Origin of the sequence: Endozoicomonas atrinae (assembly GCF_001647025.1) — a bacterium.
GTDB lineage: Bacteria > Pseudomonadota > Gammaproteobacteria > Pseudomonadales > Endozoicomonadaceae > Endozoicomonas > Endozoicomonas atrinae.
Genome location: NZ_LUKQ02000541.1, coordinates 1 through 1,530, shown reverse-complemented (window position 1 = coordinate 1,530; position 1,530 = coordinate 1). Strand labels below are relative to the sequence as shown.

Here is a 1,530-nt window from a genome sequence, read left to right as displayed (position 1 = left end):
CATCCGAAACTCTGTTTATCAGTCGAAATACCGCCCGTGCCCACCTGCGTTCAATCTTTTCCAAAACCGGGGTTACCCGGCAAACCATGCTAGTCAGGTTGATTCTGAAAAGTGTTGCCCCTTTGGGGTAACACTCACTTTGCAATTATTAATATAAGAATAATTTTCATTTCATTATCATATTAATTACAACAAGTCGTTATATTCATAGATCTCATTACAGAACTACACTGAGGGGGACTCTTATTCCAACAAAGAATCTCAATACATATGGATTACCAAATTTCACCTGAATGCTCATACTCCGGCTCACAGGAAACCCTTCTCCCCAGAAAACAGCCCTTTAGCAGGGATACAACTGCATTCAATCCGAAACGCGCATTAAGGCCTAGCACGACAGAACGTTGTTTAAGAAAAGGGAGCAGTCTACAAAATCTAAAAGAGGCAAAAGAAACTCAAAATTCCAGACTTTGCCAACGCTCAACCTCTAGACAAATAGACTGTGAATTACGATTACTACCATTACGGCCTCACCCGGAAGAAATCCCCCCCTTACGTTAGATACATCTGATGAAGAGGTAACCGTTTATGATCAACCTTCGACAACAGAAAAACCCAGAGCAAGAGAAGAAACAACATCACAGCCTCAAGATGATCTGAAAATTGGAAGCCTTGAGATCATTACTAATCTCAAGGCAATTATTAGTGGAAAAGGATTATGGGAAAAAATCGCACACTCATGTATTAGGTGCTGCTCTGATATGGATCAAAGCACAGACGATCAAGAATGGCTTGACTATCTGAGTGAAGAAATTCAAACCGTTGATAAAAAAACATCAAAAGAATACAGGGCTAATGAAGACAGAGAACTACGCACACTCATCCAAGTAATAATTTTTTGTGCTTTAAAGACATTTCATCGCTACAAAAGTTCAATGAAAAATGTAAAGCATGAATATCTAAATAGCCTGAACGATGCAATACAGAGGGTATTGCAGCAATACTACCAAAAGTTTGGAGAAGAGTTATTCTGGCAGATATTGAACCCTGAAACATACCCAAAAAGAACCATGATTCATCTTGCACCATACCACCATGCACCATGGTATGACCATGACGCTATTCCCAAAACCTTAACCAAGCTACTCGCACCAACAGCAACAGAGTTAAACTACCTCCCTGTTTTACGGGATCTAATAAGCATAAAAGCTGCTAAAGCTGACATGGATACAGAAACAGCCCTTGGCTTTGGTGAACAGGCCATGCAAAAAATGGCTGAGAGAAGAGAAGAGCAACGACTTCTTACACTTTTCACTCATCGCCCACTGAGTACAAACTTCTCACCAGTAGCCTCTATAGAAGGCTTTTTAAATTTCAGTAACACATGCTTTGCTGCCGTCTCGACCGTAAGCGCCAAATAAACCCACGTCCTTCCGTCTAATTTCCCAGCCTGAAATCATGGCTTCCAGTTATCATGGAGGTCATCATGTCGATATCTCAAACCATCCCTGAATTCTGGTTGCAGAGAGT

At 41.0% G+C, this 1,530-nt stretch carries 1 protein-coding gene; it reads left to right on the top strand.

Features of this window, described 5'->3' with window-relative positions:
- Positions 1–761 precede the first annotated feature (761 nt).
- Entirely contained in the window at positions 762–1,421 is a 660-nt protein-coding gene (locus AK963_RS28870) for a hypothetical protein (protein WP_066018713.1), read from the top strand.
- Positions 1,422–1,530 lie beyond the last annotated feature (109 nt).

What these genes read in the sequence shown, in the direction of transcription:
- AK963_RS28870 (WP_066018713.1), top strand. Translation starts at nt 762, where the DNA reads ATGGATCAAAGCACAGACGATCAAGAATGGCTTGACTATCTGAGTGAA.